Origin of the sequence: Acinetobacter sp. YH01004, from assembly GCF_013420455.1 — a bacterium.
Classification (GTDB): Bacteria; Pseudomonadota; Gammaproteobacteria; order Pseudomonadales; family Moraxellaceae; genus Acinetobacter; species Acinetobacter towneri.
The window spans coordinates 38,292-53,457 of record NZ_VOXZ01000001.1 but is presented as its reverse complement, the minus strand read 5'-3'; the positions used below and the strand labels follow the sequence as shown (position 1 = coordinate 53,457).

Genomic DNA, 15,166 nt, shown 5'->3' with positions numbered 1-15,166 from the left:
ACCAATATAAGGTTGGAAAAAGGTTGGAAAAAGGTTGGAAAGTTGCAGGTTTACAAGCAGCGAACAAATCCTTACAAAAGTAAGCAGTACAATGGATGTAATGCCCACAGGATTGTGAGAATCAGTCATGATGAAAAAACAAGATCTATTGGAAAAAAAACTGCATATTGAACGGTTTAGACAAAGCAGTAGTTTATCGCCGCTGCATGCGCAGCAAATTCAGCAGAGTATTCTAAATTCTTGGCAACGCTCTGAAATTGCAGAAATTCCTGTAGATCGGCAGGCTGCTCCGTTAAATTCCAGTTTATCGCATCCGCAAGGCGGTTCGGCTTTACAGAGAGCTGTGCAAAATTGCGCAGAAGATTTAAAACATATCGCGCAGCAGTCCGACATGGTGGCAGCCGTGGGCGATGTGGGCAGTACGATTATTTGGACGGCAGCGAGCGCTCAAATGCGTAATGTGGCGGAACGAGTACATTTTGTAGAGGGTGGACAGTGGCGTGAAGAGTTGGTGGGTACCAATGCTTTGGCTTTGTCACTCAAAACTCAGCAAGCCAGTTGTGTGTTTTCCAGTGAACATTATATGTCATCGTTACATGACTGGGTTTGTTATGCCGCACCAATTTTAGACCCACATTCCAAACAAGTGTTGGGCGTGATTGATTTATCGACCACTTGGAAAAATCATAACAGTTTGGGTTTGTTGGCAGCAGAGCGCTGTGCTTCTTTAATTCAAAATGCGTTGCTGGAACAGCAAAAACAGCAGCTTTATATTCGCGCGTTTCGTGTGCCACAGGTGTTATTTAATGGCAAAGTGGTGGTGATGACACCGCGTCAAATTGAAATATTGGTGATTTTGGCACTTTGCCCACAAGGCATGAGTTTAGACACTTTACACCAAGCACTATATGGTGAGCGTAAAGTCAGCATGGGAACGCTAAAAGCTGAAATGTCGCAATTACGCGATATTTTAGGGGGGATGCTCGGCTCGCGTCCTTACCGAGTTTTGGCGCATATTGAAGCCGATTTTTTACAAGCTGAGCAGGCTTTAGATGCAGGTTATGTGCAGTCTGCCTTGCAAACGTGTGCAGGGGTATTTTTGGCGAAAACTGAAAGTCCATTTTTATGCGCATGGCGAGATTGTTTAGAATCACGCCTGAGTGATGCCATTTTTAATGCACAAGATACCGATGTATTGCTGAAACATTTGGCGCATAGCCCTGAAGCGATTGATGCGGTAGAGCGTTTAATTGAACTGATGCCAAAGCATCATCCTGCACATCAAATTTTATTAAAATACAAAGCCTAAATGACGAATCAAGTCTTTAGGCTTTCATTTCACTGTCCTTTAGTCTTACTGTTTTTTTTAGTTTTTACAGCCCTTTGCGGTTTAACCAGTCAAACAAGGACTGATACACTTCCGCGCGGACTTCTGGCGCAGAAAGCACCAAATCATGCACGCCATCTTCAATTTGGCAAAGCTGAATATCGCCATGCATGTGATGCCCATATTTTTGCATATCTGCAACATTTAAAATTACGTCAGTGCGTTGCGCAATCTCATTCCATTGGCGTGGATAACTACTTTGACTCGCATGCATAATTAAGGTGGGTACACCCAAATGCACACTGGCATGAATTTCTTTTTGCGCTTCATGAATTGCACGTACAAAACTTAATCGTACTTTAGGATAGCGTGGCTTTTTCCATTCCAAATTAAATAACCATTCACCATGATATTGCTTGTGTAGACTTGGTACATAAAATGGATTGAGGCGGCTTGGAAATTTCATTTCTGGCAGCAATTTGCCCAATTGGCTTAAGCGCGGAATACCGACTTTTTTCTCAATTTCGCTCATATTGAAATCATAAAAAGGGCTGTTACACCATAAACCACGAATCAGTGGATGATTGGGATGATGTGCTACATATAACGTGGTGATTAATCCACCTGTTGAATGTCCCGCCAAAATCACTGAGTCATGTTCTTCTGCGGCAATTTGCTCAAGTGCAGCGGAAATTTCTGCATCATATTCAGACAAGCTGCGCACGTTGTACCAATGCTGATGTGACAAATGCGAACGCCCGTATTTGCGCAAATCTAAGGCATAAAAGTCGTAGCCGTACTGATTAAACTGGTCTGCCATTTCAGTTTGAAAGAAATAGTCAATAAAACCATGAATATAAAGTACGGCTTTACGGGTTTCCTGTTCAGCTTTTTTGCGTACCAAGGTAGCAATCACTTTGCCTTCATAATCAGATGGAAAATCCAGCGTCATTTGTTGGTAATCGGCACCCAAAATATCGGGTTGATAGCTTGGTGTTGTTTTTTGTTTTTTACTTAACAGCATAAGGTGTTCGTCATCCATTTTATTTTGACTATATCCTTGATGAGCTGTGCGCATTTGTCAAATTGAATTATGCAAACCCTCTGCATCTAAATCGCTTTAGTTTTATGCTGCGAGTTCATTTTGTTCTGAACAGCAAAAAAAGCAGAACGCATCTGAGATGGTTCTGCCAAATGGAAGGATAAAAATAAAACAGCAAAAGAGGAAAATTGAAAAAAAGGATGGGAGATGCTGAGCAAATCTTGATTCACTCAGCAGGAGATTCAAATTACATCGCGGCTTTAAAAATTTCGACCACTTGTGCATGATTGGCTTTACGTGGGTTGGTGAGCATGCAGGCATCTTTTTGTGCATTTTCAGCCATAATCGCCAAGTCATCTTCTTTCACGCCTAACTCTGCTAAACCTGTTGGAATACCAATTGAGCTAGATAATTCACGAATTGCATCAATTGCGGCATAGGCGGCTTCTGTGGTGGTTAATCCGTCAGTATTGACTCCCATCAATTCTGCAATATCTGCATAACGCTCAGGGCAGGCAATCAGGTTAAATTCGCAAACATGCGGCAGTAAAATTGCATTACAGACGCCGTGCGGCAAGTTGTAGAAACCACCGAGTTGATGCGCCATGGCATGCACATAACCCAATGAGGCATTATTAAATGCCATACCAGCCAAATATTGCGCATAGCTCATGGCATCACGTGCTTCAATATTTTCACCATTTGCCACGGCAGGGCTAAGCCACTGGCTAATCATACGAATAGCTTTTTCAGCGCAGGCATCGGTAATAGGATTGGCTGCAGTTGAAACGTAGGCTTCTACAGCATGGGTTAAGGCATCCATGCCTGTTGCTGCGGTTAAACCTGCAGGTTTGGCAATCATGAGTTTTGGATCATCAATGGCGATGAGTGGTGTGCAGCGCCAATCGACAATTGCCATTTTAACGTGCGTGTCGGTATTGGTAATGATACAGAAACGGGTCATTTCCGATGCTGTACCTGCTGTGGTGTTAATGGCAATTAGTGGAGTCATTGGCACGGTACTTTTATCAATGCCTTCATAATCACGAATATGCCCACCACCTGCGGTAACTAAGCCAATGCCTTTGGCACAGTCGTGTGAAGAACCGCCACCTAAAGACACAATAAAGTCGCATTGATTGGCATTGTAGGCATCGACACCTTTATGTACGTTAATGTCGGTTGGGTTTGGCTCAGCACCTGCAAAGATATGGCTAGCAACGCCTGCTTCGGTGAGATAGCCTGCAATGGTATCGGCTACGCCAAATTTAAACAGTCCTTCATCTGTCACAATCAGGGCTTTTTTAGCACCTAAATTTTGCGCTCTTACGCCAATTTCTTTGGCACAACCAGGGCCGAAGAGAGACACACAAGGAATATAAAAACCGTTGGTTTGATCTGCAATATTTTTAAAAGCCATGCTCAGATTCCTTCTTGCATTGGGTATTGGAATAATGTGTTGTTATCGCGGTGTTGAACCGTGATTTGAGTATTCAATGCTTTGTGGTGAAATCCTACCTACCAAACACCAACCCTATTTTCTGAGTAAATAATGCAAACTAATCAATTGAAATTTATTTGTTTTTTAATGGGTTTTTATTTTTTCTGAAGTTGTGCGCAGGCTATAGGCAAGGGCTTAAATCTTGTTTATAGTGTTTTTGTATCTCTAATTTTAAGGTGTAGATACCGTTCACATAAATTTCAGGTGTAATTCAATTAATAAGTGGCTTAAGCTCGATTGAAGAATTGTCCACTTTTTGCAGATGGAAATAAAAAACAAAAAATAGGGATGTATCACGTGATGGGTCTAGTCGGTGCAATCAAATAAAAATAAGATGACACTTAGATAGACCGCACTTAAGCATGAGGAGCGTATATGCAGCCAATTTGCCAGCATAGCCAGTTGCATGCCGTTGCACAGCAATTGGTTCGTATTTCCAGTGTGGCCGCAGAAATCTATCAAGATCAAATGGATTTGGTTGGACATTTTACAGCACAAAATTTGTTTCGGATCGATCCTTTGCAGCATCGGGTTGAATTGCTAAACGGTCTATTTAGCCTTGAATTTTATCCGCCTAAATCTAACCCTAGTTTAATTCAGACGCAGTTTGAGTTTGCGGGGCTGCATCAAGAAGCGTTTGAAGATTTTTTTCTGCATGATTTACAGTTTCACACGGGCGATTTAAAGCCACAACACTCCTTATTTTTGCGTAATCAGGCGCAGCAATTACGACATCTGATTATGCAGCAAGCCTATATGTGGGTGGATGGTGCTGCACGTGTTCAACAGTTGCTGCTGCATTTAGATGGTGTACAGGCTCAGATTTTAGATCAAGCCTTGATTCAGTCTGATTATGCCCAACACGCTGTTTTTACAGGTGCTGTACAGCATGGTGCGGTCATTCCAGAGGAAACTTTGACTGCTTTATCTGCATTGTGTGCTTTAGAATTTATTGAGGGTGATACCTTTTTGCCTGTGCAAGCCTTAATGCACAGTTATGATGATTTTTGTTTTAGTGCAGCACAGTTTTTGCCTAAAGCCATGTATCGTATTTTGGCGGTGTCCTTTCCTGAGCGTTTTAATTTACAAGATTTAATTGACCATCAGGATGATATTCAGTTGTTGTATCGGCATGCCGAAGAACATGGTCATTTACTGGGTTTTGCCCGTTTAATGCACCGAGAAGTGTGGCAGCGTTCCGATGCATTGGCAAAACCGCATTTCTTAAAATCCTGTCCTTTAATTTGGCAAAAGAAGGTTGCCAAACTGCCGTTATTTGATTATCCACGAGCGGTGAACTGGCTGTTTAAACAGTCTGCACAAGTGTTGGATTGGCTCAGTTTAAATATGCAGCACACCAGTGTGCGGGTCGCAGTGACAGCGCTCAGTTTTGTCGATTGTAGTCAGGCACATCCACGGATTATTTTGGCAACTTTGCAATATTTTCAATATTCTGCGGCGCGTATGTTTATTCAAAGCTGTAATGTGTATGCGACACAGCAGGCGTGGTTTGCGCATGCACATAATGTCAGCCTAATGCCACATGGTGAAAAACAATCTGTAGATGATCCACGCGTTGCGATTAGTCCTTCCATTTTGTATTTGGATGAATGGATGAGTTTGCTAAAAACAGTGGCGCAGCAAGATGAGTATTTGGTGAAACATGTATTTAGACGTTTGAGTCGTGTCATGCAAAGTTATATGTTGTATTTACAGCAAATCACACAGGATTTACCACCCGCTTTGTTGGATTATATTCAGCCCGAGAGTCAGCAGCAGCGTGACTTTTATACGGTATTGCAGCGTTATCAGCTTCAACCCGATGATTTTAGGCAGCGTTTTTATTTACGGGCGCAGCATACGCGAGTTTCAGTGTTTGACAGTTATGTACGTGACTATTTACTGGAATATTTTGCAGCGCATACACATATTCCTAAGAGTCTGAGTTGGTTGGGGGTATTTCATCAGGCGGTGCGTTGGCATCAACAGGTCTACAAAGCAGAACTGATGGCCAAATTAAAAAAGGAAATTCAGTGCAGTGCATGGCAGGCCAAAAGCCCTATGCCAACGCTAAAATTTTCAGGCTGGTGCTTTGAGGAAATGATTCATTTAGACCGTATTATTGAAGAATCACAAAACTTTAAACACTGTTTGGCACTTAGCTATGCCAAGCTAATGAGTGAAGGGCAATATGTGGCTTTTCACATGGCATCGCCACATTATGCGCAGCAATTGACTCTGGGCTGTCATTTTCGGCAGGGGCAACTTGAATTTGATCAGTTGGAATATCCGAATAATCAAAAAGCGGAACAGTTACTGGTGACCATTGCAGAGCAGTTTATTGCATGGCTGAATCCACAATTGCAAGCTAAAGCATAAGACAACAGTTGTCGTATTCGCAGACTTGAGCCTTAACTTTTAGGCAAAAACTCGTTAGGCTATAGCCGTTCAGCAATGGTATAGGTCTTATGAAACAGGAAACTGCACTTAAACTTTTAAAAGCAGGCGAAAATGTCTTTTTAACAGGCTCTGCTGGTGCGGGTAAAACCTATACCCTGAATCAATACATCAATTATTTAAAAGCACGAAAAGTACCTGTAGCCATTACAGCATCTACAGGTATTGCTGCAACGCATATGAATGGCATGACCATTCACACGTGGGCAGGTATTGGTATTAAAGACTTTTTGTCCGATGCCGACCTAAAAAATATGAAAGAGCGCAAATATCTCAAAGAACATTTAGAAAATGCGCAAGTGTTGATTATTGATGAAATTTCGATGTTGCATGCCAAGCAACTGAATTTAGTCAATCAGGTTTTAAAATATTTTAAAGACAGTGATGAAGCCTTTGGCGGCATTCAGGTGATTGTTGCAGGAGATTTTTTCCAGTTACCGCCTGTAGGAAAAAACGATGAGCGCAATCGTGACAAGTTCTGTTTTATGTCAGAGGCGTGGGTCGAAGCTAAATTTCGAGTCTGTTATTTAACTGAGCAGCACCGTCAGGGCGACGATTATTTAAATGACATTCTCAATGCAATTCGTGCACAAAGTATTGATCATCAACATATTCAGGCTTTGGAGCACACCCGCCATCAAGATATTGGCGACACTTTCACACGTTTATATACGCACAATATGGACGTGGACAATATCAACTTTAAGCATCTGAATGAAATTGAAACTGAGAGCAAGCAGTTTGATGCCGTGTGTGATGGCAATGAAAAGTTGATTGAAACGCTGAAATCATCCGTACGTGCGCCTGAAATTTTAAATCTAAAAAAACATGCCAAAGTGATGTTTGTTAAAAACAACTTCGATATGGGCTATATCAACGGCAGTTTGGGCGAAGTGATTGGCTTTGAAGAAGATGACGATCACGGTATTTTGCCTAAAGTAAAATTGACCGATGGCACAGTATTACTGGTCGAGCCTGAAACTTGGTCGGTGGATAATGATGCAGGCAAAACCATTGCCAGTTTCCAGCAAATTCCGCTGCGTTTGGCATGGGCAATTACCATCCACAAATCACAAGGTATGACCTTAGAAGCGGCAGAAATCAATCTTAGCCATACTTTTGAAAAAGGGCAGGGTTATGTGGCGTTGTCACGATTAAAATCGTTAAGCGGTTTGCGTTTATTGGGATTTAATAGCCAAGCTTTGGAACTCGACAGTTTAGCGATTAAGGCTGACCGCCGTTTTCAGGAATTGTCTGAAGAAGCTGAAACGCACTATGAGCTGATGGATTTAACACCACAACATAATGCATTTATTCGTCACTGTGGTGGCACGTTGAACGAAACCGAAATTTTGCGCAATGAAAAGAAAATTGCCAAAGGTGAAAAAACCAATTATGCGACTGCCACGTTAGATGAAACCCGCGCTTTATTTGAAGAAGGTTATGATATTCAGGATATTGCAGTAGAGCGAGGTTTAACTCCTGCAACTATTATCAACCATTTGGCACGTTTGCAAAAAGAACAAAATCTGGATATTTCAGTGGCACATCCAGGTGAAGAAGTGGTGGAAGAGGTCCGTAAAATTTATAAGCGATTAATGAAGCGTCAAAATGCAGAGCACTTCAGCGATGATGGCGCAATTAAACTGCGCCCGATTGTTGAAGCGACTAGTCCACGCATGGGCTATGATCAGGTGCGTTTAGCATTGCTGTTTATTCAGTAGTTTAGTCATTTGGATAATGATGACTTATACTGCAATTCTGCATTAAAAATGCCCGCTTAACGTCACATAAAATACTATCGTTTTGAGAAAAACTTCGGTTAAACTGCCATCACTGTAAGCCTTAAAATATAATATTCGGTATGGCATTTACACCGTGGTACACATTTCGAAAATTTGTCTATAACAACTTACACGACGATGACTATGAAACATGGTTTAGTCGTTGCATTAACTATTTTTTAATTTTACTGATTTTAGGCAATGCCAGTGCGGTTATTTTAGAGTCGGTGAATGATGTCTATCTTGCCTATCAGGTATTTTTTGACCATTTTGAAAACTTTTCCATCGCAGTGTTTACGCTTGAATATTTGCTGCGGATTTGGAGTATTGCCGAAAAAGACCCGTTTATTTCGCCGTGGAAACAGCGTGTAAAATGGCTTACCAGCGGTGGGGCAATTATAGATTTGTTGGCGATTCTACCTGCTTATATTAACTTCTTTGTGCATCTAGATTTACGGTTCCTAAGAATTTTACGTTTGCTGCGTTTGTTAAAACTGACACGTTACTTTGTATCATTGCAAATTTTATTAAGAGTGATCGAACGGGAAAAAGGATCATTTCAGGCAGTCATTTTTATTCTCTCTATTATGATTGTGATGTCTGCCGCAGGTGTGTATGTGGTGGAAAGCAAGGCACAGCCTGAAGCCTTTAGCTCAATTCCCGCTTCGATGTGGTGGGCAGTGGTGACTTTAACCACAGTCGGTTATGGCGATGTCACACCAATTACCCCTTGGGGCAGAATTTTAGGTGCGTTAATTACGGTATTGGGTGTCGGCTTGGCAGCATTGCCTGCAGGTATTTTAGCCACAGGTTTAGCCAACGAACTTGAACAACGTAAGCAGCATTTAGGGTTGAAATTTAGAGAGCTATTGCAAAATAGTGAGATTGATCTGTTAAATGATCAAGAAAAAATTGAAGATTTACGCAAACAAGTCGGTTTAACCACTGAGCAAACCCAAGATATTTTATTGCAGTTAATTCGTGAGCGTCGTGAAGAAGAGCTGCGTTTAGAACAGGAGCCTTATAAATACTGCCCACATTGTGGAGAGAAGTTGTCGGAGTAAGCGAGGCTTGGGTTAAGAATTTCAATTCTAGTTTGGCTCTGCACGTTGGAAGCCTAAAACATGCTTGCTGAAAGCCATATTATTTTTATGGAATTGTATTGATTTCGTAGTAAATATCATCGAATAAAAACTAAGATGAAGAAAACTCATTATTTACATGCTAAGATTAAATTAATTCATTATTAAATTGAATCATGTTTGGCTTTGTTTCTTATTTTGCAAAATAAAAATGCGACCTAGGTCTAAACATGCAGTCAATAACTTGAAAAACTAGGAACAAGCAATGCTTGAAATTCGCCACTTAAAAACGCTATCAGCCCTGCGTGAACATGGTTCTTTGGTTGCTGCCGCCAATGATTTATGTCTGACGCCATCTGCCATTTCTCATCAACTCAAAGAACTAGATCATTGGTATGGCGTAGAAGTGGTGAACCGTCGTAGTCGCCCTGTGACATTTTCCAATGTCGGACAGCGTTTATTGAAACTGGCGGATGATGTCCTGCCACAAATTCAAATCACCCAAACTGATATTACCCGCATTGTGCATGGTCAAACGGGGCGAATTATTTTTTCTTCGGAATGTCATAGTTGCTTTGACTGGTTGATGCCGCTGCTGAATCAATATCGTCAGCAATACCCTGATGTAGATTTAGATTTTGCTTCAGGTTTTGAAGCCAATCCGCATGAATTATTGCAAAACGCAGAATTTGATTTATTGATTACCGCAGACCCGATTGCCTTAAAAGGTATCGAATATTTTCCAATTTTTGAATATGAATCGCGTTTGGTGTTGTCAAATACTCATCCTTTAGTACGTGCCGAGCGCATTACCGTACAGGAGTTGGCAGAAGAAACCCTGATTACCTATCCTGTCGATAAACACCGTTTAGATATTATGTCTAAGCTATTCATTCCAGCCAATATTCAGCCAAAAGCTATTCGTACTACAGATTTAACCCAAATGTTGATTCAACTGGTGGCGAGTGGGCGAGGGATTGGCGCATTGCCAGATTGGGTGGTGAATGAATATGAGCAAAAAGGCTGGGTAACTTCACGTCGTTTAGACTGCGTTGCTGCGGGAGGATTACGCCGTACCTTGTATGCGGGTTATCGTAGCGAAGAAAAAGAAAAGTGCTATTTTGAAGGCTTTTTGAAGCAATTAGAGAAATTTTCCCAAAAACGCACGCAGTATTATTCAAGTTAAAAATCGTACGATCAGCATCGTAAAGAGAATGCTAATTTATCGCTAAAAACACTAAGCTCATCTAAATCTCCACTAAAAACAGTGAGATGTTCTTGCTAAGCTTGCCTTGCGAAAATTAAGGGAGAGCGCAGTGAGTTCGGTACGTTGGCTGACAAAGGATTTGTGGATTGTTGCTGCGGGTTTTATGGCAGCAATGCATATTGGCAAGTTGCCACCGACTGTACCCATCCTACAAGCTGAACTCGGAATTAGTTTGGTTCAGGCAGGTTTTTTGCTGTCTTTGGTACAAGCTGCGGGCATGTCTTTGGCGTTGTTGCTAGGCAGTTATACCGCAAAAATTGGCTTAAAACGCTGTGTACTTTTGGGTTTGTCTTTATTGGCAGGTGCAAGTTTTGTTGGTGGTTTTGTACATAGCTTTTCCGCACTATTAAGTCTGCGTGTAATTGAAGGTTTTGGCTTTTTACTGATTACACTCAGCGGCCCTGCATTTATTCGTCAACTGGTTGCAGTGGAGCAGTTGCCTGCCAAAATGGGGCTGTGGAGTGCCTATATGGGCGGTGGGATGGGTATTGGTTTACTAAGTACGCCGTTTTTACTGCCCATCTTGGATTGGCAAGGCGTGTGGATGTGTTTGGGATTGTTATCCTTTGCGCTCGCAATCATCATTTATAAAGCCGTACCAAGTGTGCAGATCAGCACGCAAGCCATTGCCATCTTTGAACTGATTAAAAGCACTTTGAGCCATCCACCCGCATGGATATTGGCTTTGGTTTTTGGTGTTTATGCAGGGCAGTGGTTCAGTTTGGTGGGTTTTTTGCCGACCATTTATCAGCAATATCAAATATCTTTACAAACCGCAGGTGTGCTCACAGCTATGGTTGCAATGGCAAATGCGGTGGGTACATTTGTATGTGGGTTGTTATTACAGCGTGGGCTGAGAGCGCAAGTGTTGATGCAAATGGGTTTTGCGGTATTGATGCTATGCGCACTGAGTTTTTATATTTTGCGTGATGTTTTACCATTCATTGTGCAGTTTTTATTGGTCATCCATTTCTCTTTATTTGGTGGTTTAGTCGCAGCTGTGGTATTTGCGCAAGTACTTAATTTTGCACCACAACCGATTGCGATTAGTACCACCGTAGGTTTGGTGTTGCAGTGCTCGGCAATTTCACAATTTTTATTGCCGCCTGTGGTCGCAGCTATCGTATCTGCCACAGGAACATGGCTTTGGGTTGGTATTTTAATGGCCGTTTTATCTGCAATGGGAATGATATTAACATCTATCTTGTTTCGCAAAGTGGCTTAGATTTGGATGGTTTTTATTGAAATTGGTTGATACAAGACGATGAATTCAAGCAAAACCATCTAAACCAAGCGTCCCTAAATCTATGTTAAGAATAGCCAATAAACAAGGTGAGAATTCCTGCTGCAATCAGTGGTCCCACAGGCACGCCACGTAGCACAGCAACACCTGCGACTGTACCAATCAATAAGCCTGCGACCACATCAGGCTGATTGGTCATGAGCTTGACACCACGCCCGCCTAACCATGCCACAAAAACACCAATTGCAATCGCAAGTAAAGATTTCCAACTCAGGAAAGATTTTAGAATTGCTTCGCCTGGAAGTTTGCCACTGGCAATGGGTGTCAGTACGCCAATGGTGAGAATGATAATGCCCAGATTTAAGCCATGCTGCTGCAATAGTGGGAAAAATTCACTTAGCGGCGTAATTCTAAAAACAATCAGTACTGCTGCGGCAATGGTCACAGCCGTATTTTGGCTAAAAATACCGCATGCGAGTAGAACGATCAGCACCATCAGGTTAAGGTCTAATTGAGAGAGCATGGTGATCCATAAAAGGGGAAATAAATTGGAAAAGTGCAGTTATTGTAACTGTTTTGAACTACAAGCGGGCAAGGTACGCAATGTGTTCAGAATTTACGGTGTATTTGGTTTAGAATAGCAGCAAATATATTTATACTTTTTATCATTAGGTCGCTCATCATGTTGTTGGAAAAAATGTTGCAATCACAAGGCTTTGGATCACGTAAACATTGCCAACAACTCATTAAAAATGGTGCAGTCACCATTATGGGCGAAACCCAAACCAATCCTAAATTCGCGATAAAAATTGCGCCTGAAACGGTTTTGCAATTTTCGGTGTATGGGGAAAATTATCAATATCGTGAAAAGGTCTATATCGCCTTACATAAACCACAAGGCTATGAGTGTTCGCATCAGGCGACCCATCATTTTAGTGTGTTTGACTTGTTTGATGATGTATTGCTGAATCGTGGTTTGCAGTGTGTTGGACGCTTAGATCAGGACACCACAGGGCTGTTATTGCTGACGGATGATGGACAGTTTTTACAAGCATTGACCCATCCTAAAAAGCATGTGGCAAAAGTGTATGCTATGCACACCGCAGACCCGATTAATGCAACACAAATCCAGCAACTTGAGCAGGGTGTCGCATTGCGCAATGAATCAGGGACATTTGCTGCAACAGAGGTACAACAGCTTGCTGAACATGAATTGCAGATGACCATTCATCAAGGTGTTTATCACCAAGTTAAACGTATGCTGGCAGCAGTGGGCAATAAAGTAGAACAATTACATCGTCAGCAAGTTGGTGCATTAAACTTGACTGATTTGGCTTTAGATGTGGGTGAATGGATGTATTTAAGCCCTGAACATGTCGAGTTGGCAAAAAGCCGTATGGAATAACATGAGTTTAGCTGAGCTTTCATCAATAGCTTATGAGCAATGGCTTGGGCTAGGTTAAATTTAAATCCATTGTCTAACTCTGCAATCGTCAGATCAGATGACTATTTTAAAAAGCAGTGATAGGTTTGAAATTCATCATCTTTGACAAAACCCATCTTTTCATACAATTGGTGGGATTGGTAATTACTTTTCTGTGTTTCAAGGCTAATCCGTAGCGCATTTTCATGTCGTGCAAATAAAATTGCAGTATCAATGAGCTGTTTGGCCGAACCTTGTCGTCTAAAAACAGGGGTGACATAAACGTCATCTAAAATATAGTAGGTCGAGCAGGCAACCGAAGAAAAGCCTAAATAAAGTAATACAAATCCAGTGATTTTTTGATCTTTGATATGAATGAAAATCACACTTTCCTGATTTTCAAAACGCTGTTTTAAGAATGCTGCTGAAAGGCTTAAATTCGAGGATGCACCATAAAACTGACGATACTCATCGAACAATACAGCAAGCTGGTCTAAGTCTTCTAAAGTGGCACGTCTTACAATCATTACGATACTCCATGCTTTTTTATTGTCCTTGCATGAAGCATAGCTAAGTTTTTAAAGTAAATTTTTAAAGAATTGTTTAAAAATGCAACACTGTTAATTTTTGTCAGTTTCACCCAAAATTGCATTGAGTTCATCAAACAAGTCTAGATGTTCATCATCCAGTTCAAAATCTTCAACACTATTATTGCCAGTTACAGATGCTTCATTGCTTGGGGTTGCATCCACTAGCGTTGCTTTTTGCTCTTGTTTTAATTTGCGTAACTTAATCAATTGTTCCAGATTAATATTCTGATTTTCAATTGAAAAGGGAATTGATTTAGTCAGCACGACTTGCTTAAAAAACAAACGTACCGCTTGCGCAGGCGTAATCCCCAACTGTTTAAACACAGCAAAGGCTTGTTTTTTCTCTTGAGAGTCCAAGCGTACTTGATAGACTTCAGTTTTTCTCATAATTTTTAATAGAAGGAAGTAGATTTAAATTTTAGCAATATTGTAAACAATTCATTTGTAATTTCAATATGACTACAACGAAAATCCACTATTTTGTAATGACAAACATATTACAATGTCAATTCTTGCTGTGCGCTAAAGTGGAATTGTTGCTGGCTAATCGGGTCAAAAAAACTTAAATGCTTGGCAAGCAATTGTAGCGGTGCAGAAAAATCATCTGCTTGTTTGTGCTGTAAAATGGGATAAAACGGGTCGTTCTTAATCGCAATACCTAAGCTATTTAAATGCACACGCAGTTGGTGCTGCTTGCCTGTTGTAGGCTTTAATTCATATTTTGCCCATGTTTGATTATGTTCAAGCAAACGAATTTCTGTTTCGCTGTTAGGTGTGCCTGCCACGACGTGCATCAAATAAAAAGGTTCACCTTTTTCCATGCGTAATTGCACAGTACATGGTAGTGACAAATTAGCTTGATAAGGCGCAATGGCATGGTAGGTTTTTTGCACCTGACGTTCTGCAAATAATTGCTGATACACCGCCCGAGTTTCTGGTTGTTTGGAAAACAGCACCACACCCGCAGTTTCGCGGTCTAAACGATGAATAGGTGTGAGCTGCTCATTCTGTGTTTGTTTTTTTAAGCGTACTAATAGGGTTTCTTGTACATATTGCCCTGTAGGGCTCATGGTCAAAAAATGTGGTTTATCTACAACCAATAAGTGTTCATTTTCAAATAAAACTTGATGCTGAAAAGGCACGGCAACTTCATGCGCTAAAAAACGATAATAAAAAATATCCTGATGTGCGCTATAAGGTGTATCTAAATCTAAACGCTTGCCTTCGGCATCATAAACCAGACCATCCTCAAAGCGTTGCAGCCATTCCTGTGCAGAAATATGGGCAAACTGGGCACATAAATAACGAAAAATTGATTCAGGCTGTGTGCTTAATTTGGGTAAATGCAATTTGCTGGCGCTCACACCATCTAGCATGGGTGGAACAAAGGTGTTGGGATGAGTCGACTTCATCTGCAAATTGCTCATATTCAGGTGGGAGAGTTTCTTTT

13 protein-coding genes are annotated in these 15,166 nt (G+C 41.3%); 7 read left to right on the top strand and 6 right to left on the bottom strand.

The features are described from left to right. Positions 1-127 precede the first annotated feature (127 nt). Complete coding sequence (locus tag FTT71_RS00265; RefSeq protein ID WP_004976871.1) at positions 128-1,309, top strand: hypothetical protein; 1,182 nt, start codon at positions 128-130, stop codon at positions 1,307-1,309. A gap of 64 nt (positions 1,310-1,373) precedes the next feature. On the opposite strand, the gene FTT71_RS00260 is transcribed toward FTT71_RS00265, so the two are convergent. Both FTT71_RS00260 and FTT71_RS00255 read right to left on the bottom strand, forming a co-directional pair. Next, complete coding sequence (locus tag FTT71_RS00260) at positions 1,374-2,369, bottom strand: alpha/beta hydrolase (protein ID WP_180160628.1); 996 nt, start codon at positions 2,367-2,369, stop codon at positions 1,374-1,376. 247 nt (positions 2,370-2,616) lie between these two features. Beyond that, positions 2,617-3,789, bottom strand: coding sequence for an iron-containing alcohol dehydrogenase (locus FTT71_RS00255; RefSeq protein WP_004976867.1), 1,173 nt, complete (start codon positions 3,787-3,789; stop codon positions 2,617-2,619). A gap of 456 nt (positions 3,790-4,245) precedes the next feature. Between FTT71_RS00255 and FTT71_RS00250 the strand changes: the two genes are divergently transcribed. From FTT71_RS00250 to FTT71_RS00230, 5 genes are all read left to right on the top strand, one after another. Next, positions 4,246-6,249, top strand: a complete 2,004-nt coding sequence (locus tag FTT71_RS00250) for a hypothetical protein (RefSeq protein ID WP_180160627.1) — start codon at positions 4,246-4,248, stop codon at positions 6,247-6,249. Positions 6,250-6,338: 89 nt separating this feature from the next. Then, entirely contained in the window at positions 6,339-8,051 is a 1,713-nt protein-coding gene (locus FTT71_RS00245; RefSeq protein WP_180160626.1) for an AAA family ATPase, read from the top strand. Positions 8,052-8,191: 140 nt separating this feature from the next. After that, positions 8,192-9,175: an ion transporter gene (locus FTT71_RS00240; RefSeq protein WP_096901190.1), complete on the top strand. Its 984-nt coding sequence runs from the start codon at positions 8,192-8,194 to the stop codon at positions 9,173-9,175. 283 nt (positions 9,176-9,458) lie between these two features. Further along, positions 9,459-10,379 carry a LysR family transcriptional regulator gene (locus tag FTT71_RS00235; RefSeq protein WP_131261626.1) on the top strand — a complete coding sequence of 307 codons (921 nt, stop codon included), beginning with the start codon at positions 9,459-9,461 and terminating at the stop codon, positions 10,377-10,379. A 130-nt stretch (positions 10,380-10,509) separates the two neighbouring features. After that, complete coding sequence (locus FTT71_RS00230) at positions 10,510-11,685, top strand: CynX/NimT family MFS transporter (protein ID WP_154320808.1); 1,176 nt, start codon at positions 10,510-10,512, stop codon at positions 11,683-11,685. 85 nt (positions 11,686-11,770) lie between these two features. Here FTT71_RS00230 and FTT71_RS00225 read toward each other — a convergent pair whose 3' ends face one another. Further along, the gene (locus tag FTT71_RS00225) at positions 11,771-12,226 is read right to left on the bottom strand and encodes a DUF441 domain-containing protein (RefSeq protein WP_004976854.1); all 456 of its coding nucleotides are present in this window, start codon (positions 12,224-12,226) and stop codon (positions 11,771-11,773) included. 159 nt (positions 12,227-12,385) lie between these two features. On the opposite strand from FTT71_RS00225, the gene FTT71_RS00220 reads away from it, so the two are divergent. After that, entirely contained in the window at positions 12,386-13,108 is a 723-nt protein-coding gene (locus tag FTT71_RS00220; RefSeq protein ID WP_131261624.1) for a pseudouridine synthase, read from the top strand. A gap of 101 nt (positions 13,109-13,209) precedes the next feature. On the opposite strand, the gene FTT71_RS00215 is transcribed toward FTT71_RS00220, so the two are convergent. The 3 genes from FTT71_RS00215 to FTT71_RS00205 form a co-directional block, all read right to left on the bottom strand. Continuing rightward, the gene (locus FTT71_RS00215) at positions 13,210-13,653 is read right to left on the bottom strand and encodes a GNAT family N-acetyltransferase (RefSeq protein WP_004976850.1); all 444 of its coding nucleotides are present in this window, start codon (positions 13,651-13,653) and stop codon (positions 13,210-13,212) included. Between the two features lie 93 nt (positions 13,654-13,746). Beyond that, positions 13,747-14,103 (bottom strand): type II toxin-antitoxin system RelB/DinJ family antitoxin, encoded by a 357-nt coding sequence (locus FTT71_RS00210; RefSeq protein ID WP_004976848.1) that lies wholly within the window; start codon positions 14,101-14,103, stop codon positions 13,747-13,749. 110 nt (positions 14,104-14,213) lie between these two features. Next, a complete protein-coding gene (locus FTT71_RS00205) occupies positions 14,214-15,128 on the bottom strand; it encodes a pseudouridine synthase (RefSeq protein ID WP_154320807.1) in 915 nt (304 codons plus the stop codon). Positions 15,129-15,166: the final 38 nt, after the last annotated feature.